The sequence below is a fragment of the Streptomyces sp. NPDC001093 genome (assembly GCF_040298985.1).
In the GTDB taxonomy this organism is placed as follows: Bacteria; Actinomycetota; Actinomycetes; order Streptomycetales; family Streptomycetaceae; genus Streptomyces.
Genome location: NZ_JBEPBF010000046.1, coordinates 16,759 through 38,261 on the forward strand (window position 1 = coordinate 16,759; position 21,503 = coordinate 38,261).

The 21,503-nt window shown below is 68.8% G+C and carries 18 protein-coding genes, 1 tRNA gene and 2 pseudogenes; 11 read left to right on the forward strand and 10 right to left on the reverse strand.

Features of this window, described 5'->3' with window-relative positions; translation table 11 throughout:
* Window positions 1–260 precede the first annotated feature (260 nt).
* Window positions 261–335 (reverse strand) — tRNA-Met (locus ABT288_RS23015).
* A gap of 711 nt (window positions 336–1,046) precedes the next feature.
* Here ABT288_RS23015 and ABT288_RS23020 point away from each other — a divergent pair.
* Window positions 1,047–1,718 (forward strand): transglycosylase family protein, encoded by a 672-nt coding sequence (locus ABT288_RS23020; protein ID WP_351610800.1) that lies wholly within the window; start codon window positions 1,047–1,049, stop codon window positions 1,716–1,718.
* 171 nt (window positions 1,719–1,889) lie between these two features.
* Here ABT288_RS23020 and ABT288_RS23025 read toward each other — a convergent pair whose 3' ends face one another.
* From ABT288_RS23025 to ABT288_RS23040, 4 genes are read right to left on the reverse strand one after another with little or no spacing between them, the layout of a single operon-like run.
* Window positions 1,890–2,132 (reverse strand): hypothetical protein, encoded by a 243-nt coding sequence (locus tag ABT288_RS23025; protein WP_351610804.1) that lies wholly within the window; start codon window positions 2,130–2,132, stop codon window positions 1,890–1,892.
* Window positions 2,133–2,140: 8 nt separating this feature from the next.
* Window positions 2,141–4,348, reverse strand: coding sequence for a xanthine dehydrogenase family protein molybdopterin-binding subunit (locus ABT288_RS23030; RefSeq protein WP_351610805.1), 2,208 nt, complete (start codon window positions 4,346–4,348; stop codon window positions 2,141–2,143).
* The gene (locus tag ABT288_RS23035; RefSeq protein ID WP_351610807.1) at window positions 4,345–5,334 is read right to left on the reverse strand and encodes an FAD binding domain-containing protein; all 990 of its coding nucleotides are present in this window, start codon (window positions 5,332–5,334) and stop codon (window positions 4,345–4,347) included. The genes ABT288_RS23030 and ABT288_RS23035 overlap by 4 nt, the downstream gene beginning before the upstream one ends.
* Window positions 5,321–5,851, reverse strand: coding sequence for a (2Fe-2S)-binding protein (locus tag ABT288_RS23040; RefSeq protein WP_351610810.1), 531 nt, complete (start codon window positions 5,849–5,851; stop codon window positions 5,321–5,323). Before ABT288_RS23040 ends, ABT288_RS23035 begins: the two co-directional genes overlap by 14 nt.
* 400 nt (window positions 5,852–6,251) lie before the next feature.
* Between ABT288_RS23040 and ABT288_RS23045 the strand changes: the two are divergent.
* Window positions 6,252–6,341: pseudogene (locus ABT288_RS23045) on the forward strand (IS5/IS1182 family transposase); the annotation flags it as partial.
* A 159-nt stretch (window positions 6,342–6,500) separates the two neighbouring features.
* On the opposite strand, the gene ABT288_RS23050 reads toward ABT288_RS23045, so the two are convergent.
* Entirely contained in the window at window positions 6,501–6,920 is a 420-nt protein-coding gene (locus tag ABT288_RS23050) for a DUF5959 family protein (RefSeq protein ID WP_351610811.1), read from the reverse strand.
* 273 nt (window positions 6,921–7,193) lie between these two features.
* Between ABT288_RS23050 and ABT288_RS50280 the strand changes: the two are divergent.
* The 7 genes and pseudogenes from ABT288_RS50280 to ABT288_RS23080 form a co-directional block, all read left to right on the forward strand.
* Window positions 7,194–7,337: pseudogene (locus ABT288_RS50280) on the forward strand (helix-turn-helix domain-containing protein); the annotation flags it as partial.
* Between the two features lie 309 nt (window positions 7,338–7,646).
* A complete protein-coding gene (locus ABT288_RS23060) occupies window positions 7,647–8,231 on the forward strand; it encodes a TerD family protein (RefSeq protein WP_351610813.1) in 585 nt (194 codons plus the stop codon).
* A gap of 444 nt (window positions 8,232–8,675) precedes the next feature.
* Window positions 8,676–9,191 (forward strand): DUF6083 domain-containing protein, encoded by a 516-nt coding sequence (locus ABT288_RS23065; protein WP_351610816.1) that lies wholly within the window; start codon window positions 8,676–8,678, stop codon window positions 9,189–9,191.
* Between the two features lie 289 nt (window positions 9,192–9,480).
* Window positions 9,481–9,729 carry a hypothetical protein gene (locus tag ABT288_RS23070; RefSeq protein WP_351610819.1) on the forward strand — a complete coding sequence of 83 codons (249 nt, stop codon included), beginning with the start codon at window positions 9,481–9,483 and terminating at the stop codon, window positions 9,727–9,729.
* Window positions 9,730–9,755: 26 nt separating this feature from the next.
* The gene (locus ABT288_RS50285) at window positions 9,756–9,947 is read left to right on the forward strand and encodes a NucA/NucB deoxyribonuclease domain-containing protein (protein WP_450862475.1); all 192 of its coding nucleotides are present in this window, start codon (window positions 9,756–9,758) and stop codon (window positions 9,945–9,947) included.
* A 44-nt stretch (window positions 9,948–9,991) separates the two neighbouring features.
* Complete coding sequence (locus ABT288_RS23075) at window positions 9,992–10,594, forward strand: hypothetical protein (RefSeq protein ID WP_351610822.1); 603 nt, start codon at window positions 9,992–9,994, stop codon at window positions 10,592–10,594.
* 1,672 nt (window positions 10,595–12,266) lie between these two features.
* Window positions 12,267–13,004, forward strand: a complete 738-nt coding sequence (locus tag ABT288_RS23080; RefSeq protein ID WP_351610825.1) for a hypothetical protein — start codon at window positions 12,267–12,269, stop codon at window positions 13,002–13,004.
* A gap of 57 nt (window positions 13,005–13,061) precedes the next feature.
* Here ABT288_RS23080 and ABT288_RS23085 read toward each other — a convergent pair whose 3' ends face one another.
* Window positions 13,062–13,394: a helix-turn-helix domain-containing protein gene (locus ABT288_RS23085; RefSeq protein ID WP_351610828.1), complete on the reverse strand. Its 333-nt coding sequence runs from the start codon at window positions 13,392–13,394 to the stop codon at window positions 13,062–13,064.
* A gap of 564 nt (window positions 13,395–13,958) precedes the next feature.
* Between ABT288_RS23085 and ABT288_RS23090 the strand changes: the two genes are divergently transcribed.
* The gene (locus ABT288_RS23090; protein ID WP_351610830.1) at window positions 13,959–16,190 is read left to right on the forward strand and encodes an N-acetylmuramoyl-L-alanine amidase; all 2,232 of its coding nucleotides are present in this window, start codon (window positions 13,959–13,961) and stop codon (window positions 16,188–16,190) included.
* A 297-nt stretch (window positions 16,191–16,487) separates the two neighbouring features.
* On the opposite strand, the gene ABT288_RS23095 is transcribed toward ABT288_RS23090, so the two are convergent.
* Both ABT288_RS23095 and ABT288_RS23100 read right to left on the reverse strand, forming a co-directional pair.
* Window positions 16,488–17,597, reverse strand: a complete 1,110-nt coding sequence (locus tag ABT288_RS23095) for a sensor histidine kinase (RefSeq protein WP_351610831.1) — start codon at window positions 17,595–17,597, stop codon at window positions 16,488–16,490.
* Window positions 17,590–18,285 (reverse strand): response regulator transcription factor, encoded by a 696-nt coding sequence (locus ABT288_RS23100; RefSeq protein ID WP_351610833.1) that lies wholly within the window; start codon window positions 18,283–18,285, stop codon window positions 17,590–17,592. The genes ABT288_RS23095 and ABT288_RS23100 overlap by 8 nt, the downstream gene beginning before the upstream one ends.
* A 376-nt stretch (window positions 18,286–18,661) precedes the next feature.
* Between ABT288_RS23100 and ABT288_RS23105 the strand changes: the two genes are divergently transcribed.
* Window positions 18,662–19,744 (forward strand): endonuclease/exonuclease/phosphatase family protein, encoded by a 1,083-nt coding sequence (locus tag ABT288_RS23105; protein WP_351610895.1) that lies wholly within the window; start codon window positions 18,662–18,664, stop codon window positions 19,742–19,744.
* A 638-nt stretch (window positions 19,745–20,382) separates the two neighbouring features.
* On the opposite strand, the gene ABT288_RS23110 is transcribed toward ABT288_RS23105, so the two are convergent.
* A complete protein-coding gene (locus tag ABT288_RS23110; RefSeq protein WP_351610835.1) occupies window positions 20,383–21,057 on the reverse strand; it encodes a hypothetical protein in 675 nt (224 codons plus the stop codon).
* Window positions 21,058–21,503 lie beyond the last annotated feature (446 nt).

The following is a 21,503-nucleotide window of genomic DNA, read 5'->3' on the forward strand; positions in this document are numbered from 1 at the left end:
AGAGACCGATGAGGGCTACCGAGGCCTGGCCAACGAGTTCCCCGGGCGGGTGAACGCCCGGCCGAAGAAGCCAAGGCGGACGCCGCGTGGGCGAGCACCACGCACGGTGCGAGCAGCGGGGCCGTCAGCCCTCGACGCGGATCCGCGCCGAGCACGCAACCGTCGAGCTCAAGCAGTGGCGGTCGCTCCAGCGGTTCACCGGCCGGCGCCGCACACCGCTCCGGCCCCCTCCACTGAGAGGGGAGGGGGCCGGATGTTCGTAGCGGGGGCGGGATTTGAACCACGCGACCTCTGGGTTATGAGCCCAGCGAGCTACCGAGCTGCTCCACCCCGCGTCGGTGTACCCAGCGTACGTCATGCGCCAGGGCCGGGCAGGGATTTTTCCGCGGGCGCCTGCCGGAGACCGTCGTACGGCGGTGTGCGGAAGGCCGCCCAGCAGCCGACCCGGCGATACAGAGACATCGGACGCATAGACGCTCGTCCGACATGTGCGCCACGAAGACCTCCGCCGCCTCCGCAGCGTGCCCACGTCCCGCCGGGCCACGCGCCGTTGCCTGCGGTGGCCGTAGCCACGGCCCGGGGAAGGCATCCGGCCGAGGTGCGGGGCGGACGCCTTTCCGGCGGATCGGCCCCCTCTAGCCCAACCCCTGGTCCTGCCCAAGACGCGGATCATCGCGCGGCGGGCGGTCGTGTGCGCCTCCTGGCCCACTGGCGCGGTGCCGGGTACGGCACGGCGCTGTCGCGACCGCAGCACGAGAACGATGCGCTCCCATCCAGGCCACGGATGTGCGCTGCGCCTGCCGCTTCTCGTCGAAGTGCAACGCCGTCCCGAGCCACACCGGTTGAACTTCCGTGCGCCCATGCCCACTTGCGTGCCGGCACCCCCAGCGAACTGACGGATCGTCATCGGCGCTCAAGGTGGCGCACAGCAGCGCATGACCATCCGTGAACCCCTCACGCCTTGTGAGCGGTCGGGCGGGACTGCCGTACTGCCTTCAGCCCACCGGGCCCACCGGTGGGCGGGATCCGCAGTGGAGAGGAAGGCCATGACCGCACGGCCGCGGCACCGCCGCACCATGTCCCCACGGCTCCTGTCGTCGCTCCGCACCGCTCTCGCCGTCGGCAGCTTCGGTGTCGTCCTGCCACTACTCGCCCCGGGCGCCGGCGAAGCGGCATCCGGCACCACCTGGGACCGGGTCGCCGACTGCGAGAGCGGTGCCAACTGGAGCAGCAACACCGGCAACGGCAACTACGGCGGGCTGCAGTTCACTCAGCCGACGTGGGTGGCGTACGGCGGCACCGCGTACGCTCCGCGAGCCGATCTGGCGAGCCGAGCCGAGCAGATCACCGTGGCCGAAGCGGTCCTCGCCCGGCAGGGGCCGGGAGCATGGCCGGTCTGCTCTGTGCGGGCGCACCTCGGGCGGGGCGGCGGGCAGAGCGAGCCAGTGGCGCGTCCCGCCGGTCCACGACACACCGTGCCCGAGTCCCGCCCGCACGGCGGCACCGACCGACGCCCCGGCACGTCGTACACGGTGCACGTCGGCGACACCCTGTCCAGCGTCGCGCGGCAGGCCGCCGTCTTCGGCGGCTGGCAGCGGCTGTACGACGCCAACCGGAAGGTCATCGGCCCCGACCCGGATGTGATCTACCCAGGGCAGCGACTCACTGTGCCGTCCGCCGACCAGCACCCGCGGCCGCAGGGCGCTGAAGCCCGCTGAGGTATCGCGCCGGTCCGCATCCGTAGGGGGTCCGCGCCGCCGCGACGGCGCGGACCGCCGGTCAGGCGTGGTTGTCTTGGCGTGTTCATCGACGGGTCATGGGTGGGCGACGCGCCGTACGGTCGAGTGGTCCCCCCCGGCTGGCGGCCGATTGGGGCCGTCGTGAACGCCTTACGGATGCACTCGTGTTGGGCGCCGACGTGTCGTCTCCACCGCTTCGCGGTGGCCGCTCAGCCAGGTGTCCAGCGGTTCGGCCTCCCGGCGCGCCAACCCATCGACCGGGCGCCCCAACTCCGGTAATCCGCCCAGCGCTTCGATCTGTTCGGTGAATGTCACCGCCGGACGCTGCGGATCGTGGTCTGTGAACCGGCGCACCATGAGTTCGATCAGTGCACACGCCACGACCACGGTCACGATGCCGCTCAGAGGACAGCGTCCAGTGTGATCGGCAGCTCGCGGATGCGCTTGCCGGTGGCGTGGTACACGGCGTTGGCGATCGCGGGCGCGATGCCGACCAGGCCGACCTCGCCGACGCCCTTGGTGCCGGTGGCCGTCCCGCGATCGGGCTCACCGATGAAGACCACGTCCAGTTCCGGGACATCGGCGTTGACCGCGACCAGGTAGTCGGCGAACGTGCCGTTGGCGATCCGCCCGGTGCGCGGGTCGGTGACCGTGTCCTCGAACAAGGCCATGCCTATGCCGCCGACCGTGCCTCCGATGATCTGGCTCCTCGCCGTCTTCTCATTGAGGATGCGGCCACCGTCGATCACGGACACCACCCGCACGACCCGGATGAGGCCGAGGTCCGCGTCGACCCGGACTTCCACGAACTTCGCGCCGTACGCGCCGGCGAGGGACATGCCCAGCTCGGTGGGGACCGGCGGCGTGCTGTTGCCGTTCGCCGTGAGCTCGGAAAGCCCGTGCCGGGCGAGAATGTCGGCGTACGACTCCCCGAGGCCCGGGCGGCCCGCGGGGTGAACCCTCCCGTCGGTGCACTCCACGTCGTCCGGGGAGATGCCCAGCAGGGGCGAGTCGCTGTCGCCGCGCGCGAGTTCGGCGAACGTGCGCACCAGTCGCCGGCAGGCGTCGTGCACCGCGTTGCCCAGCGCGCCGGTGAGGCCCGAGCCGCCCGCCATCATCGAGTTGGGCATGTCGGAGTCGCCCAGGTCGAAGCGGACCCGGTCCAGGGGCAGGCCGAGCTCCTCGGCGGCCAGTTGGGCCATGACGGTGTAGGTTCCGGTTCCGATGTCGGTCGCCGCGCTGCGCACCAGCGCGCTGCCGTCCCTGTTGACGGTGGCCTGCGCCGCGCAGGGCTGTGCGAAATAGGGGAACCACGCGCTCGCCATGCCGTAGCCGACGAGCCAGTTGCCGTCACGCATGGAGCGCGGCTCGGGATTCCGGTCGGACCAGCCGAAGCGTCGCGCGCCGACCTCGTAGCACTCCAGGAGCGCCTTGCCGGACCAGGGCAGCCCGTTGCGGGGGTCGACGTCGGTGTGGTTGCGCAGCCGCAACTCCAGCGGGTCCATGCGCAGTTCACCGGCCAGCTCGTCGAGCGCGGACTCCAGCGCGAAGTTGCCCTGCGCCTCGGCCGGGGCGCGCATCGATGTCGGCACGGCGATGTTGAGACGGGCCTGGCGGTCCTGCGTGATCACGTTGGGGCACCGGTAGGCGAAGGCGGTTCCCGACGCGAACGGCTCGTAGTCCGACTCCTCCATGCTCAGGGAGCTGAGGCTGCGGTGGTCCAGGGCGACCAGTTCGCCGTCGCGGGTGGCACCGACACTCAGCCACTGCACCCCGCTGGGCCGGTGCCCGATGGAGGTGAACATCTGCGGCCGGGTCAGCACCAGCTTGACGGGTCGCTTGATCATCCGGGCGGCCATGGCGGTGAGCACCACGTGCGGCCACGCGCGCAGCCCGGCGCCGAAGCCTCCGCCGACGTAGGGCACCAGGACCCGTACCGAGCTCTCGGGGATACCGAAGACCATGGCGAGGGTGGTGCGCACCATCGAAGGCCACTGGCTGGTGTCGTGGACGGTGAGGGTGTCGCCCTCCCACGCGGCCAGGGTGGCGAACAGGCCGAGCGGGTTGTTGGTGTTGTCCGCCGTGGTGTAGGTGGCCCGGAGGGTCACCTCGGCGGCTGCCAGCGCTCGCGCGGTGTCGCCGCGCGAGGTGTCCGTTCCCCAGGGGTCGACGAGCTGTTCGGCCCGCGGGTCATGGAGGTCCAGCAGCGGCTCCGCGGTCTCGTAGTCGGCCCGCACCAGCCGCGCCGCGGCCGTGGCCTGCTCCGGGGTCTCGGCCACCACGAAGGCGATGTGCTGCCCGTGGTGGAGGATCCGGTTGTTGCGCAGCGGTGCGGGAGGCGACGCCCCGAGGACCGTCGTGGGACCCTTCCCGACCTTCGGGGCGTTCTCGTGGGTGAGGACGGTGATCACACCGGGAGCGCCTTCGGCCGTGTCGGTGTGCATACGGACGATCCGACCCGCGGCGACGGTGCTCTGCACCAGGGCACCGTAGGCCTGGCCGGGGACGCTGAAGTCCATCGGGTACGGGGCGGTGCCGGTGACCTTGCGCGGGCCGTCGACCCGGTTGACGCCGGCACCGACCCGCGGCCTGCTTTCGACGGTGCTCATGCGGTCACTCCTGAGACGGTCTGCAGCGCGCGCACCAGAGTGCGCCGGGCGAGCGGCACCTTGAACGCCGTTCCGGGGACGGTCCAGGAGTCACGCATGGTCGCCTCGGCCGCGTCCTGGAACGTGGCCGTCGTGGCGGACGCGCCGGTCAGCACGTGCTCGGCCTCGTAGGCGCGCCAGGGTTTCGTCCCCACGCCGCCCAGGCCGACCCGGGCCTGGTGGATCGTGCCGTCCTCCACGACGAGCAGCACGGCGGCGGAGGCGAGGGCGAACTCGTACGATGCCCGGTCGCGGACCTTGAGGTAGCCCGACCGGGCAGCCGGCGGCGGGAGCGGGATCTCGACCTCGGTGATCAGTTCGGCGTGCTCCAGGACGTTCTCGCGCTGGGGGCTGTCGTCGGCCGTCAGGTAGAACTCGGTCAGCGGCACGGCACGGGCCTGAGACAGCCCCTGGATGTGCACCACCGCGTCGAGCGCCACCAGGGTGACGGCCAGGTCGGAGGCGTGCAGCGCGATACACCGCTCGCTCGCGCCGAGCACGGCGTGCATACGTGCCGCGCCCTGCACGGCGGCGCAGCCGGAACCCGGCGTGCGTTTGTTGCACGCGCCGACCGTGGGGTCCCGGAAGTAGCGGCAGCGAGTGCGCTGCAGCAGGTTGCCGCCGATCGTGGCCATGTTGCGCAGCTGCACCGACGCGCCCAGCAGGAGGGCCTCGCGCACCATGGGCAGGCGCTCGGTCACCGTGGCGTCGGCGGCCAGTTCCTCCATGGTGGCCAGGGCCCCCACGTGGAGGGCCTCGCCGCGTCGTTCGATGCCGTGCAGCGGGAGCCGGGTGATGTCGATCAGCCGCGGCGGCTCCAGAACCCCGTCCTTCATCAGGTCGAGCTGTGTCGTGCCGCCCGCGAGGCAGGACGCCTCCGGGTCCTCCGCCAGCAACCGCACCGCCTCGCGGGTGTCGGTGGCCCGGACGTAGTCAAAGGCGCGCATCGTGACCTCCTCGGGAGGCCGCGTCGCGTACCGCCGCCACGATGTTGGGATAGGCGCCGCACCGGCACAGATTTCCGCTCATGAACTCCCGGATCTCCTCGTCCGAGCCGGCCCGGCCTTCGGCCATGAGCGCCACCGCGGACATGATCTGCCCCGGCGTACAGAAGCCGCACTGGAAGGCGTCGTGCTCCATGAACGCCTGCTGCACCGGGTGCGGACCGTCGGCGTCGGCGATGCCCTCGATGGTGGTGATCGCCCGGCCCTCCGCCTGCGCCGCCAGGGTCAGGCAGGCCAGCACCCTCCGGCCGTCCAGATGGACGGTGCATGCGCCGCAGGCGCCCTGGTCACAACCCTTCTTCGTGCCCACCAGGCCCAGCCGGTCACGCAGGGCGTCCAGCAAGGTCACCCGCGTGTCCATGCGCAGGGCGTACGACCGTCCGTTCACTGTGAGTGTCACGACCCGCTCCGGGGCCGCAGGCCGCTCACCCACGTCCCGGCTGCTCGCCACGTCCGTCATCGCGTCCTCCTTGGGACGGGTCGCACACGGCTCCAGCCCCACACGCGGCGCAGACCCGGTGAGCCGATTCGACAGCTTTGGGAAGATTGACCACTTCATTTCACGATATAAGCCAAGCTGCTGATCGGCATGCGGTCCGATCGCTGGTGCACACCACGCCCGGACAAGGCCACGCCGAGCGAGAACACCCGTATGTTTTCAGCCACGCCCAGAGGGCCGGGGCCGAGTCCTCGGCAAGCAGGCCCGGGACCTCGCGACCTCGTTGAAGTGCTCACCGGGCTTCGGCCGCGCCGGTTCCCACGGCTCGGGCAGGCCGTTCACCGGGCAGGCGGGCACACACCGGATCCGACCCCACCTGGACGTCCACGGTCGCTGCCGCTGTGGGACCGAGTACTACTGCAGGTACTCCATCAACGGGCAAGTGCCGGTCAGTGCGGAGACCAGACTCGTCATCTCGATCGGCCGGCCTCTGTCCGGGAACCGGAACGACTGGCGTTCGGCGAATCCGTGACCGCCTTTGCGTCCGGGCCCGCGTTGAGCGTGCCCTGGCGACGCCGTTGACGTCTCGGACCAGAGGGTCCGCGCCCTGCGTCGCCGCCCGCCGTGAGGAGAGCTGACAAACGCGCCGGGCAACTCCGCACCTGGACGGTCATCCAGCAAAGGCTCGCCGCACCTTCTCAAGACGCGCACGCTGATCATCGATCCAGCCGGCAGCCGGGTAGAGAGGCAAGCTGACCGTCACCTGCGACGACGGGCCGTCATGGACTGATACCCCGATCACACCAGGGCGCAGCGGCTTGATCTTGAGCTGAACCGTCCGTCCCGAGTTCAGCCACGACACGAACCGATTCCCGGCGAGCGCCCCCAGGGCCTCCTCCCAGTCATCGAGGTCATCGGATGTGACATAGACGGGGAAGCTGCCCGTGACGGTCTCGGTCTGCACGACGAACTCGCAGTCCAGAAAGTCCCTGCCCGGCGTTGGCCGCTCCAGCACCCGCAGAGAGACAACGTGACCGCTCGTCCCAGGAGGGTCGGCCAGATGAATCAGCTCGCCCAGCTCCTCTTCCACCACAGCCCCTCTCCGTCGGCCTTGAACAGCATCATCATTCCTGAGCCCGCCGACACACCGCGCCGAGGTGGGTGCAACCGATGCACGCAAACATTCCGCAACCCGTTGATCACCTTATGCTGCCGAAACTCGCGACAGACGTTCTTCGTTGTCACCTACGAAGCCGGCTGGGCATCTCCCCGGTATGTGGCGGGCGTTGAGGGCTGAACGGGGGTGGGTGGAGACGTTCACCGGGCTGCGGGTGAGGCAGTTGGGTCGCTGTCGCCGGGCGGGCGAGTGCCGACGGTCGCGGTGTGCCACCGCACGAACCTGACCATGCGGCAGCAGCTGGGGCCGCTGTTCGGCGTCTCCTCCTCCGCCGTGTGCGGTATCGCCCAACGGCTGGGACCGCTGCTCGCGCTCGAGCCCGTCTCCCGCCCGGCCGATGCCGGACCATGCCGACCAACGTGCTCTCCGTATCGCATCCGTCAGCGAGACGCTGCCGTCTGACGGGTTGGCCAGGGTTGCGAGCGATCGCTTCCTCGACACGCGTGACAGACTCAGAGCCTCAAGACGACTTGCCGCCTGCTGAGCGGAATCACTGTCTGCCTTCCTACCCCCACCTGGCCATACGAACGCACACTGCCTCCCGAAGCGCAGAAACTTCTTGACCCGTTGGGCGGAGCCCCGCAAGCTCCCAGCACACTCACCGTGTCGCAGTTCCTTCACCAAGAGGATGAATCACGCATGATCACGCTGACCAAGGACGACGGCCCGGCCGATCTGGACGGAGTCGCCCACCTGTCGATCGGGGTGTCCTGGGATCCCACCGGGGGCGCCAGTGGCGGAGTCATGGGCGTGCTCCGCCGCAAGGCCGGCACCGACCTGGACCTGATCGCCATCGCCATGCAGGGTTCGGACCCGGTGCGCCTGGCCGGCCTGGATTCTCTTGATCCCATGGGCAACGGCTCCCTGGTGCACAGTGGGGACAATCAGACCGGCCGCGGGGATGGGGATGATGAGACGGTGACGGTCGAGTTCGCCCGCATCCCCGGCAACATCACCTCGATCGTGTTCGTCGCTGCTGCCTTCAAGAGGGGCAGTTCCTTTCAGAAGGCGCGCAACATCAGCTTCAAGGTGTACGACGCCACCGGCGGAAGCTCCCAGCAGGTCGCCGACATCTGGCCCAGCCTTCTCACCCAGGACAACGGCTGCGCCGTGGCCAAGGCCATGCGCGTGGGCGAGACCTGGAAGCTCGAAGTGATCAATGTGACCGGGAAGATCAAGCAGGGCGACGAGCATGCCCTGATGCGTTTCGCGATGAGCAAGTAGTGCCGCTGCGCTGTCCGTCCCGCGTGCCCAGGGGCACGCGGGACGAACAAACCGGAAGGGATGGCCGAGCGCCGGTCACGGCGGCCCGGACGGCCGTCGGGTCCGGTTGGGAGGGGTCGGCGGTCCCGGGGGAAGCATCGCGGCACGCCCGGAGACCTGTACGTCGCCGTTCAGTTCCAGCGCGGTCGATCGAGCCCGCTCGATGGCACCAGCCCCGTTCGACCACGGCGATCCGCCGTCAACCTTCGGAACGAGCACGGTGTCCTCGCCAGGCTGCCCCTCAACGATCCGCCAACACCTACCTGTTGGGCGCTCAGCCATTGGGTCTTGGCCGCTGCGGCAGAGCCCATGGGTGCTCCCCATGCTTCCGTAGCCGCCGTACGTGACTGTGAGCCCCACGCGTCTGCCGCCGCTTTGCCCGAATCGTGCCCTACCCCCAGTCTCGTGTCCGCCCGCACCCTCGACAGCATGGGGGCATACGACAGCATCATCCCGTTACCGGGGCCGGGTCCGGACGGGCACCGGCAGCCGCCGACGGGGACTCCCCAGCCCTGGGAGAAAGCGGATCTGGCACAGGCGATGGTCGATGGCGCTACCGGCCCCGAGCCTCCCGCCCCGCCGTTGTGCCCGAACTGCGGGCTGCCCGGGGAGCGCCGTCTCACCTACACCCGGCGGCATGTCCTGCTCGAGCCCCGCCTCATCCTGCCTGGCCACCTCGTCCCTGGCGGACACCGTTGGTACATCGACAGCAGCAGCGGGAGAGCCTGGAACGCCGTCCTGGACGAGCCGTTTGCCGGCGCGCGCTGCCGCATTCCGCATCGCCTGGCCTGCCCCGGTCTCACCCTCGATGAGGTCCAGCCATGGACGTGGCTGACTAAGGTGCGAGAACTGAACGCCCTCAAGGCGCGGCAGCAGTCGGACGAGGGCGGCTACGCGGGAGAACTGTCCGACACCGGCTGACCAAATGGCGATCACGCGGGAAGCGCTGCACGCCTGCGACGGCCAACAGCTCTCAGCATGCGCGGGGGGCGCTTCGAACCACGACCTTGGGCTGGACCGGTGGGGGGCGACCAGGGAACCATAAGCGTTCAACGCGGTCTGCTTGACAGGCCGCTGCGGTGGTGGTCATGCGCGCACCCACATCGAGCAACCAGGCCCGTGTCATATTCCTTCGGCGTACCAAAAACCTCCGCGCAGATATATCTAGAAACCGGCACAGTCAGCGAAGGCGGATCGCTACCGTGGTCGGATGGACACAGAGAGTTCGCCGCCTCTCGATAACGCAAACCTCCGCCGTCAGCTCGTCGTGCACGAGGAAGAGGTCCGTCGCCTGGCGAAGCAACTCGGCATCGCAGGCGAGTTCCAGGCATGCTGCACGGTGCGCGACGCGGCGGACTTACTGCTCGCTGCCGGCCGCGCGCTCGCCGCTGAGACGCCCTGCCGGACCACGACGCACACCACAGCCGTTCTGTATGCGCTCTGCCGAACAGGCGTATAACCCGTTCGTAGAAGGTGCCGTCGGGCATGCGGTGCGTGGGACGGACCTCGTGCGATGAGCACCCGTTCGCCTCGCTCCCACGAGGGCAGCACGCACTTGCCGGCGAACAGCGCACGATCACCTGGGTGACCGAGCAGGAGAACATCAGCCAGGGCGGTGCCATCATCACACCTGGTGCTGCCAGTTCCACGTCATGGATCACAACCCCTTCTACGTGATCGTCTGACCTGGAACACCACCTGTGCAGAGAAGGGAGCCATCCATGCTGGTGTACGAGTCGGCCTTCACCGTCGACCTCGGTGAAGACGGCTACATCTTCGGGTTCGCCGAGCACGACGGCTACCCGGCCCAGATGCCGTTCGGCTGGCGCTGCGGACCCGTAGACGAATTCAGCGTCGTGGTGATGACGACCACCGACACAGGCTCCCTGCAGGTGACGGTCCAGGTTCATGACGGCCGCCCCGAACCGGAAGCCGGTAACCAGTGGGAGCCCGCTGAAGAGGTCAGCCTGCTGTGCGACGGTGAGCCCGCCCACCTGGAGCTCCTCGCCCCGGGCGACGTCACGGACACATGGCCCGAGGATGCCCCCGCCCTCCGGATGCCTCCCTCACCTGATGCCGAACAGTGGGTGAGGATGCGGATGTACTGCCGTGCAGATGACTACGAGCCCGGCATCGGGGACCGCGGCGAGCGCCACCTGATCCAGCTGTGGCCCGCCCCGCCCACCGACCCCGTACATCCGCCCGTCACGGACGAAGACCGCCAGGCCCGTACCGAGTACGCCACCGCCATGGCACGCCAGGCCGAGGCATACGGGGTCGATTACACGGTGTGTCTGACAGGCGACGTCCTGGGCGGCTCCTGAAAGCTCCGTCAGCGCGCCGGCACGTGTCCTGACGCCCCGGCCGGGACCTGCTGGACCACTGCCCCGGCGACCGTGCTGGGCGGGGGCGCAGTTCAGCGCCAGCGCCTTGCGTCGGACTGTGTACGGCGCCTGGGGCGGATGTTCGTCCTCGGTGCGGGCCTCATTGTTCCGCCTGGAGTACTTCGTACCTCAAGGCAGGACCCTGGAGGCAGGCGGCACGCTCTGGTTCAGCATCCAGGGGCTGCCGCCGGGTTGGGACATGGTCAAGGTCGCCTCCCCGGCTCTGCAGGAGCCGGTCAGCCTGACTCCCGTGTCGAAAGGGTCGTCTCAGTCGGCGCAGGTCGACAAGGCGGGGGAAGAACCCCGCGTCCGCTCGGATCTGCGCGCCGGCAGTCATCCGGTCGCCGCGACCCGTCACGGCCGTATCGTCGCCACAGCGCGACTGAAGGTCGCGGCCAAGGGTTCGGCGGAGATCAGCCGGTTCGGCATAAGTCCGGCGGACGCGTTTCCCGGCAGCGACCCATCCGCCTCTGTACGGCCCGGCAGCGAGGTCCGGGTGGTATCACCGATCTGCAGGCCGTACCAGACGAGGGCTCGCTGACGGTCACCTCGCCCGTCTTCAACGGCCCTTTGACCATCACGACGGCAGTGCGGACCATCCGAGGTGCAAATGCGACGACGGCGGCACGGTCCATGCGGGCCAGACGCGTGTCCGTGACGACGTGCCCGCGGGTCGCTACACGCTGACCGCGGTCAGCCATCCTGGGCAGCAGACCACCAAGCAGCACGTCACGGTGGCCGGCGGCGGGAGGCCTGACCCTCGCCTCGGGAGGCGCGATCGCGGTACACCGCCGCCGCTCAGGCACGACCGCCGCGTCCGCCTGAGCGGTGCTGCGCGAGAAGTCCGAGGACTGCTACGGCGAGGACGGCGGTGCCGTACCGGGGAGGTCCCCAGCAGGCCGACCGGAGCGCGTAGATCTCCCTGTCCGGCGGACACTCTCCGACGACCTCGCCTGCGACCCCGGCCACTCCTCACCGGCGGTCCGGGCTCGACTGCGCCTCCCGGCACACAGAGAGGCGGTACGACGGTTGCCGTCGACTACTCGCGTGTGCGGCCCGCGGCCGGTTCGGGCGTCCTCCTCCACGGCAGCAGTGCGGGCTGATCGGCGGCGGGGGAGTGACACGTCGAGGACGAAGGCGAGAAGGGAGGCGGCGCCGGCCACGGCCAAGGCCGACGTTTCGCAGGCACCGACGGGGATGACCGCCCTCGCCGGCCAGTCCTTCGCCGGACCTCCCCGGATCGAACAAGCCAGAGCGCCTGTCGCGATCACGATCGAGACTCCCGTTCGACGGCCACCGCTCAAGATGAGAAGGAAAACAGCTACTGACGTGACAAGCGGATTTCTGGATGGGCCGGACACGCTGGCCCATTGTCGCTGAAAGTGACGGCGTGGTGTCACGTTGGCTGTCATTATCGACTCCACTCGCGGCAGCACTCGAGGACAGGTGGGCGGCGAGAGGGCTGAGCGCTGGTGTGCCATGTGCCGAGAGGGAGGCTTCCTGGAATCCGCACGCTGAAGGCGGTCCGGTCTGTCCGTGGAACGTCTTGGGGGCGCCGTCGATGAGTTGGCTTCACCACACCTGGCTGGCTGACTACGTGCTACCTGCTGCCGTGAGCGCGGCCATCGCGTGGGTGGGGCTGGCGCGCGAGTTCTCCGGAAAGGGGCGGATGCTCGGCAGCTGGGCGTCGTCTTCTCTGATGCTGCTCGTGCTGGCGCTGATGGGTGCGGTGGCGGCCGGTGCCGTGGTGCTGCTGCCGCACGCGGCGTCGATTCCTCCAGTGATCGCGGGCGCCGCGACGGGGGCCACCGCGCTGCCCCGACGCAAACAGGACGAGACGGCGCAGCCGTACATCAAGTTCATGACCCTGGGTATCGCTCTGGTCAGGGAGCGGCTGGTGCAGCGTGTGCACCTCGACGCCTGTACCTGGTCGGACCGCTTTCTGTGCGGTATCGAAACGTCTGCCCAGCTCAGGGTGTTCGTCCACGATCTCAAGCTGTACCTGCTGGAGCGGTATCCGCTCGCCGCCGAGACCAAGACGATCAACGCGATCTACACGGAGGTGGAGGCGGCGATCGACATGGCGCTGGACGTGCAGACAGGAATCGACGAGGCGTGCCGCCAGGCCGGGCGTGAACCGACCGATGATGAACTCATCGCCCGCCGCCAGGCGTTCGGCACCGCCCTCGCGCAGTGCGGACACCTGCTGCGCTTCGCGTACGCTCACGGCCGTCGCAGCGAGAACGGAGAGCTTCAGACCCTGCGTGCCAAGGCGATGTCCAACGACGCGTTCCACAGTCCGGTTCTGCCGCCACAGCGTCGCTGGTTCGAACGCTGGCTTGCCCGCTGAAAGAAGGCGGTCAGCCGTTGGCGGGATGGCTGTGCGGCAACACGTGCCGGCCCCGGATCAGTGACGGGCGGGGAGCCCGCTGCTCCTGATGGGCGACGAGTCCGCGCTGCGGCCGGCTTTGGCGTCCGTCGTCTGTCCTCGGGGACAGAATGTGATCTGGACGTCGGCATCCAGTGCCTCCGCTACGGCGGCGAGGGTGCGGACTGTCAGATTCGCCTCGCCGGACATGATCTGGCTGACACGGCCGGGGCTGACGCCCATGGCCGCAGCCAGATCGGAGCGGGTCTTGCCCTGCCCTGCCAGCAGGCCGGCCAGGGAGGCCGTCGCCTGCCGCGCTATCCGGGAGGCCGCTGACGTCGTCCGGCTCTCGTCACGGGCAAAAATGCCCATGATTCACCCCCAACTCATGGAGAGACAACGCTCGTTGCCACTCCATCAGCATGCCACCTTTAGCTTTGGCTAAAAACTCGGTTGGTGAAGAATCTACGCCTGATACTCCCGTCCAAACCACTGACCTGCAGCAGTGCGGCGTGAAACTGCCGCGAAATCACCCTTTTGGGTCGGTGATCCTGTGGGCGACTCGGGACGAGTCGTGCCCGGTTCGAGATGTGTGACGTTTGAACATTCTGGTGCGCTGTTGTTTCAGGGCGCTCATGTGACAGCTGTGCCCTGCTCGGACAGTGACGGCGACAACGGGGCTTCAGGGTGGGAATGAGAACTGAACACAGGGTTCGGCGCGGTCGTCGGGCCGGGCTGAAAACGCGCACGTGGGTGGCGCTCGGGGCGGTGATCGCCGGGGGCAGTGCCGCTGTCGCGACCGTCGCGATGGCCGGGTCGGGGGGCCGTGCTTCGGGCGTGCCGGGACCGATCAAGACGCATGTCCGGTCGCTGGCTCTGAGCGGGGCGAGCGCGTCACTCAAGACGCTGGGGGCCCAGTCCACGGATCCGTTCAGCATGGTGGGCGTCACTTGGAACGGCGCGCACGCCAAGCTGCGCGGCACGGTGGAGGTGCGCACCCGCTCCGCCGCCGGCGGCCACTGGACGCCGTGGCTGAAGATGCAGCAGCCGGACGACGTCCCCGACCCGGCCGAGCTGAACCGTCCCGGGGTACGGGGCGGGATGTCGCCGATGTGGACGGGGCCGTCGAACGGCATCCAGGTCCGCGCAACCGGCGCGGGCAAGACGACTGGGCTGCCGACCGGGCTGAGGGTGGACCTGGTCGACCCGGGCAAGGCCGCCACGGGCACCGGGGGCGCCACCGGCTCCGGCATGGCCCCGGCGGGCTACGCCATGGACGCGACGGCCACCGACACCGCTACGGCCACCGACGCGGCCACGCCGACGGACACGTCCACTGCGGCCGACACCGCGACGGCCAGCGACAGCGCCGCCCCGACCGACACGGCCACGGCGACGGGCTCGGCCACTCCCACGGCCACGGACTCCACCTCCGCCGCGCCGTCCACCGGCACTTCGCCCTCCGCCTCCGGCTCGGCGAGCGCCTCGCCGACGACCTGGCCGAGTCAGCTGCCGACCATGGACCAGGCGTATCCGTCCTGCCCGGCCTCCTCGGCCAGCCCCTCCGCGTCGGCGTCCCCGACCGCGCCGGACCCGATGCCGGCCACGACCACCTCGACGGTGGCGCCGCCGACCGTGGTCACCCGGGCCGGCTGGGGCGCGGACGAGTGTGCCCGGGAGGCCGGATATCCGTCATACGGCTCGTCGGCGAAGGTGATGTTCGTCCACCACACGGACACAACGAACAACTACTCCTGCGCCGACTCCCCGGCGATCGTGCGGGGCATCTACGCCGAGCACCTCAACCAGGGCTGGCGCGACCTCGGCTACAACTTCCTCGTCGACAAGTGCGGCACCATCTTCGAGGGCCGCTTCGGCGGGATGGCGCTGCCCGTCGTCGGCGCGCAGACCTACGGGTTCAACACCAACAGCATGGGCGTGGCCGCCATCGGCACGTACACCGACCTCAGCGGCGGTGACTCCACGGCCAGCACCTTCCCCGGGGCCACGCCGAGCCAGGCGATGCTGGGCTCGATCGCCCGGATCGCGGCTTGGAAGTTCGGCATGACCGGGATGAACCCGGGCACCGGTACCGCGTCGCTGCCCGAGGGTGCCTCCGACAGCTCCGGCTTCACACTGGGCAACAGCTACAACTTCAATGTGATCTCCGGGCACCGCAACGGCTTCGCCACCGACTGCCCCGGCAACCAGCTCTACAACGCCCTGAGCACGATCCGCTCCTACGCGGCCGGCCCGGTCAGTGCCGTCACCGTCACCGGAATGTCCGGCGGGGCGACCAAGTCCGGGACGAGCTATTACACCAAGGGCGCGGCCACGGTGAGCTGGACGACCTCCACGCCGTCCGCGGTGATCTCCGGCTTCGACGTCCTGGTCGACGGCAAGGCCGTGGCTCATGCTTCCGGTTCCGACCGCTCCGCCTCGATCTCGGTGGCCGCAGGCAGCCACACGGTCCAGGTGCGCGCCACCCACGTCAGCGGCTCGACCACGCTGTCCGGTTCGGTCACCCTGGTCGGCGACACCACCGCGCCCACCTTCCCGACCGCTCCCGGCGTGAGTGTGCGCACCGGCACGGTGAGTTCGACAGCGGTTCCGGTCACGGTGACCTGGAAGGCATCCGACAACGCGGCACTGGCCAAGGTCCTTGCGACCTCGCCCTCCTCGGCCACCTTCGGCCCTACGGTGGCCTCCTGGGCGACCAGCGCCAAGCCCGGAAGCTCGGACCTGTTCGCGCTGAAGGCGTACGACGTGGCAGGAAACAGCGTCGGCGCCTCCGTCTACCGGACGCCGTCGATCATCCAGGAGACCTCCACCACCCGCACCGGCACCTGGACCCACAAGAGCAGCACCAGCTACCTGGGCGGCTACTCCTACAGCTCCTCCTCGACCGGTGCCTCGATGAGCTGGACCTTCACCGGCCGCTCGGTGGCCTGGATCGTCTCGCGGGCCTCCACCTCCGGCCAGGCGTACGTCTACGTTGACGGCACCAAGGTCACCACGGTGGACCTGAAGTCCTCCACCACGCTGTACCGACAGGCGATCTGGACCAAGACCTGGTCCAGCTCCGGCAAGCACACCCTGAAGATCGTCGTGGTCGGCACCTCGGGCCGCCCGACGGTCACCACCGACGGTATCGCGACCATCGGCTGACCGGTTGACCGCACCTGACGAAGGAGCCCTCTGTCCGCGGCAAGTCCGCGGACAGAGGGCTCCTTTCATGCGAGGCAATCATCGCTGTTCGCCGCCGGGCGGGCACCTGACCGGAGTTGTCACCCACGGGCCGGCACCCAGGTGGGCGCGCTCGGGTCGGTCACCAGCCGCACGTTCACTCCGTGCCGACGGTGCACCCGATCAGTGCCGACGCTGAGAATGCTCACTGGTCATCGAATGGAACTTCCCTGATCGGGAGTTGCACCGAACGATGCACGGTCCTGCTCGGTGCTCTCGTTACCTGTCGGAGCGCGGGTCTGTCGTGGGTAGTTCCACAGTGATGCGGATCCCGCCAGCGGGGCGCGGGGTGAGGGTGAGGGTTCCGTCGTGTGCGTGGGTGATGGTTTTGACGATTGTCAGGCCGAGGCCGACGCCTGCGTGGTCGGTGTGTATGCGCTCGGTGCCGCGCTGGAAGGGTTCGGTGAGCGTCGAAGCAAGCTCTGGGGTGACCTGCTCGCCGGTGTTCTCGACAGTGAGCACCGCACTGTGCGGGCGGACGCTGGTATTCACCCACACGATGCCTTTTTCAGGCAGATTGTGGACGATCGCGTTCTGCACGAGGTTCATGGTCAGCTGCAGGAGGAGTGCGTGCGATCCGATCGTGGGGGTGATGTCGCCGCAGGTCTCGATGGTGACGCCACGCTTCTCTGCGAGGGGCAGGAGCGTTTCGGTGGCTTCTTCCGCTACGAGAGACAGGTCGACGTGTTCTCGGGTGAAGGACCGCTGCTCAGCACGGCTGAGCAGGAGCAATGCCTCGGTAAGGTCGATCGCCCGGGTGTTGACGGCGTGGAGGCGGGCGATGAGTTCGCCGGTGTCGTGGTTCGGATCGGTGCGGGCCACGTCGAGAAGTGCCTTCGAGATCGCCAGCGGGGTGCGCAACTCGTGCGAGGCGTTGGCTGCGAATCTCTGCTGTTCGGCGACGTGTGCTTCGAGCCGTGCCAGCATCGTGTCGAAGGCGTCGGCGAGTTCGCGGAACTCATCTGTGCGGCCCGGTAGCCGGATTCGGTGGGAGAGCTCTCCGGTCGAGGCCAGGCGGGTGGCGTCGGTGATGCGGGTCAGGGGGGCGAGCATGCGCCCGGCGAGGATCCACCCTCCCACGAGGCCGAACATCAGCAGGAATGCCAACACTGCGGCTGCCCTCGGAGCGAAAACGCGGAGGAGGTTGGACCGGACGGGAAAAACCCCATGAGTGAGGGTGCCAGAGGAGACGATGAGCGCACGTTCAGGGACGTAACGCAGGAGGAACACCCACACGGCAGCAAGCAGCAAGGCACCCGCCAGCATGAGGAATCCGGCGTAGCTGAGGGTGAGTTTGAGGCGAACGCTCAGCCCCGGCGTTCTATCCACGGTCTCCTCCCTCGTGTCCGGCCTCTGGCTGTGTGTCGATGCGGTAGCCGACGCCGGGCACGGTGGCGATGATCCACGGTTCGCCGAGACGCTTGCGCAGTGCCGAGACGGTGATGCGCACGGCGTTGGTGAAGGGGTCGGCGTTCTCATCCCAGGCGCGTTCCAGGAGTTCTTCGGCGCTGACGACTCCTCCTTCGGCGGCGACGAGGACTTCGAGCACGGCGAACTGTTTCCGGGTGAGCGCGACGTAACGGTCGTCGCGGTAGACCTCTCTGCGGAACGGGTCCAGGCGCAGGCCTGCGATCTCTCGCACGGGTGGTCTGTTGTGGGCGCGCCTGCGGTCGAGTGCTCTGAGCCTGAGCGCGAGTTCCTGGAGTTCGAAGGGTTTTGTGAGGTAGTCGTCGGCGCCGAGTTCGAACCCGGAGGCCTTGTCGTCGAGACGGTCGGCTGCGGTGAGCATGAGGATCGGCATGCCGCTGCCGGAGGCGACGATGCGTTTGGCGATCTCGTCGCCGGACGGTCCGGGGATGTCGCGGTCGAGGATGGCGATGTCGTAGGTGTTGATGCTCAGCAGTTCCAGAGCGGTGCTGCCGTCACCTGCGATGTCGGCCGCGATCGCTTCCAGGCGTAGGCCGTCGCGGATGGCTTCCGCCAGAAAGGGTTCGTCCTCGACGATCAACACGCGCATGCTCTTGATGCTACGAGCCGACGCATATCGCCGACATATCGAAAATCCCATACGTGCCGGCAACACAACGCTGCGTTGACTGGCGGCATGAACCTCTCCCCGCCGTCAGCGCGGACAACGAGCCGCCGGAATCACCGGCGTCCGGTTGTCTGCCTGAGAGCCGACGTCGCAGCGATCGCCGGACCCCTCGGCTGTCCGCATACGTCTCGCAATGAGCACCGTGGTGCGCTCAGTGCGACAGACTGCCTCCATCCCGACGGCATGACGCTCTTCGATGACACCCGCGCATGTGTGCCACCCCACCCAGGACCCGAGGATGCAGTCAGTGACCAGCACTTTTCGTACCGACACCACCGACGGTGAGCGCGGACGGACGATGCCGCAGGCGGACATGGCGGAGACCGGACAAGCCGACGCCGGCTGCTGGAATACGGGCGCTGGGACCTGGCGCACGGCCATCCGCCGGGCGATACGCGCCGCCTCCCGGCCGGGGCCCTGGAAACGCGGTCCGGTGCTCGCGGTGCTGGCGCTGCTGCTCGGGCTGCTCATGCTGCTGCACGCGAAGATCCCGAACCGGGGGATCGGGAACCTCGGCAGCCTGGCAGAGACCTTCCTGCCGTGGTCCGGCCTGTTCATCCCGGTGCTGCTGGCCGGGTCGCTGTGGCGCCGCTCCGCCTCCGCGGTGGTCGCGCTGCTGCTGCCGGTCATCGTGTGGCTGAACCTCTTCGGCGGGCTGCTCGGCGACAAGTCCCACCCGGGCAGCGACCTCACCGTGGCCGAACAAAACGTCAATGCCGACAATCCCGACCCGGTCGGCACCGCCCGCGACCTGGCCGCCTCCGGCGCGGACGTACTGGCCCTGGTGGAGCTGACCCTGCAGGCCACGGGCACGTACGAGAAGGAGCTGGCGAAGCCATATCCGTACCACACGGTGCAGGGCACGGTTGGGCTGTGGAGCAGGCTGCCGCTGTCGGACACCCGGCCGGTCGACATCAAGATGGACTACGGGCCGCTGGCGGACACCAAGCCGGCCGACATCAAGATGGCCTCGAACCGGGCGCTGCGCACCACGGTCGCCACGGACCACGGGCCGCTGGCGGTCTATGTGGCCCACTTGGGGTCCGTACGGGTGATGCCCAGGGGAGGCTTCTGGACGGACCAGCGGGACAGAGGCGCGCAGGCGCTCGGCACGGCCATCGGCGCCGATCCGAGTCCGCGGGTGGTGCTGCTTGGCGACCTGAACGGCACCACGGACGACCGCGCGTTCGCCGCCATCACCTCGCATCTGCGCTCGGCCCAGGACGAGGCCGGGAACGGCTTCGGCTTCACCTGGCCGGCAAAGTTCCCGATGGTGCGGATCGACCAGATCCTGGTCAGAGGCGTGAAGCCGGAGAGCTCGTGGGTGCTGCCGGCCACCGGCAGCGACCACCTGGCGGTGGCGGCCGGAATCAGCTGGTGAACACCGTGTAAGGGAGGCGGATGGCGTGGTGCCCCCGAGGTGGGTCGAGCGTTCCGGGAATTCCGGGTAGAAGGTCATGTGCCTTGGGGTGTCGGCGACTGCGACGTTGATGAGGTGGAGCATGGGCGCCGGGGTCCACGACGACGATCTCCCCGGGCGAGGCGGTCGCGGTGAGGGGATGCTGTTCGAGGCAGTCGCTCAGGCGCCCGGTCTGCTGCGCTGTGGCGAGGCCGCCAGGTGCATGCCGCATAAGCGTGCGCAGTGCCATGACCTCCGGGATGTGGCGGGGCCGGATGCGGCCGTGCCGCCCCGCCGTCCAGGACGTGACGGCACGCAGTCTCACAGGGCTGCACGCCTCCCCGGCCAACCTGGGCGGGCGTAGATCGGATGTCACGTAATGATCTCCGGCGGCGGACGTGACCGGTGGCCGTGATCTCAGGGCCGTGTCCAGCACGAACCGACAGCACGCCGGGTTCGAGCGAGGCGGCCACCGTGCGCCACGCATCCGGCACGAGGCTCCCTCCCGTCCACGAACCGCCGCACGGGATCGGGGCTGCTCGCCGGCCGCCCTGCTGAGCCGCCCCCGGCTGCCTCGCGGGTATACGGACCGCGAGGCAGCCAGGAGCACGATCGGGGGATCAGCCGTGGACGACGAACGTCTTGGCCTTACCGGAGTGGCTGGAGCAGGACTGCTTCTCCTCAGCGGTCATCTTCCTGGACTTCACGACCACCGCGTTGCTCTGGCCGTCCGTCCCGTTCGGGGCAGGCCCGGTGATGACGTCGGGGACGAACCAGAAATAGTGACCCCACTTCCGGTTGTCGTAATGGGTCTGCCATGTGCCGGAGACGGTCTGCATCACCTGCGCACGGGAGATCCAGCCGACTTCACCGGGTTTCACGGTCATGTTGACGGAGCTGGTCTCCGAGTGCGTGCTCGACCAGGTGTGGCTGTAAGTCGCCGTCACGCTGAGGTCGATGATTCCGGCTATCTTGCCGCCCGCCGTCACGGATACGCCCGCCGAGTCCGTGGAACCGACCGTGTCGGACCAGGTCATCGACTGGGTGGCAGGCGAGGTGCTGCAGTTGTAGAGCGAGTCGGAGACCCGGTGGAACTCTCCGAGGTACGCCTGGCCCAACTGCGGTTCGTTGAAGGTGCACTTCCCTTCACCCGTGTCGCAGTCGGCTATGAGCTGTGCCCGGGTGGGCTGGTCATCGGCCGAAGCCGGAACGGCTATCGCCGCGACCATGCCCAGGGCAGCCGCTGAGAGCGCCACCATCCGTCCGCCGTAGCGCGTCCTGCGGTTGTTCGCCATACATGTGCCTTTCGCTGTGCATGAGGGGGGTCGGTGATCGCAGGAAGAGCAACTGCAGTTACCGCGATCACCGCCTGTCGCGATCTAGGAGTCGCAACAACTGACCTATCTACACCACCAGTTGAAGAAATCCCAGCCGCGGACCACCTTCCGCCGGTAAGTGATCGGCGGGATCCGCCTCGCCTCCGCGATGGCGTGCCGCTCTCCCCGGCCGAGGACCGCGGTTCGCCGCCGCTGGAGGCACCCGCCGTGGTGACGCGACCGAGGCGCTCGTCGCATGTAGCAGCGGATTCGCTGTGGCGAGTCCGGGAGCGGCCAGATGTCAGGCCGTCGTGCCGGCCGCATGCCGGCCCTTCGCGTGGGCGTGCCACCCGACGAGCGCCATTACGGTCCAGAGTTGGTCAGCTACTTTCAGCTTTCCTTGGCCGGGCTCTCATCCGCCTGCT